We start from the raw sequence: 430 nt of genomic DNA on the forward strand, positions 1-430 counted from the left end.
TAAGGAGGTAAAAAAATGAGTCAAATAAGAAATGCAAGTGATACAACCTGTAAACAGTTCTTAAGAGACGGGGAATGTTTTGCAGATCTAAGCAATGCTCTCTATTTTCATGGTAGACAGGTCATCAAACCAGAAAATCAGATATCACAGGAAAATGATGTTTCCACATTGATAGGTAAAGAAGCATTACCAATGAAAACGAAAAGATATCGAGATATCGTCAGAAAAGCAAGTATCAATGGGGATTATATGATCATTGGTGTAGAGCATCAAAGTACCTTGGATAAGAATATGATTATTCGTATACTCAACTATGATGCACAGCTTTATATCAATCAGGTAGAAAGTGGAAAAGAAGTACGACCAGTAGGAAGCTTTGTCTTTTATACGGGAGATAAGGAATGGACCTATCCAAAATCTTTAAAAGAAA

1 protein-coding gene is annotated in these 430 nt (G+C 34.9%); it reads left to right on the top strand.

The window, feature by feature from the left end; translation table 11 throughout:
• Positions 1–15: 15 nt before the first annotated feature.
• Positions 16–430: Rpn family recombination-promoting nuclease/putative transposase (locus HUU89_RS15485; RefSeq protein ID WP_175302136.1), on the top strand; the 415-nt coding region annotated here is incomplete at its 3' end.

The organism is Faecalibacillus sp. H12 (genome assembly GCF_013361255.1).
Classification (GTDB): Bacteria; Bacillota_I; Bacilli_A; order Erysipelotrichales; family Coprobacillaceae; genus Faecalibacillus; species Faecalibacillus intestinalis.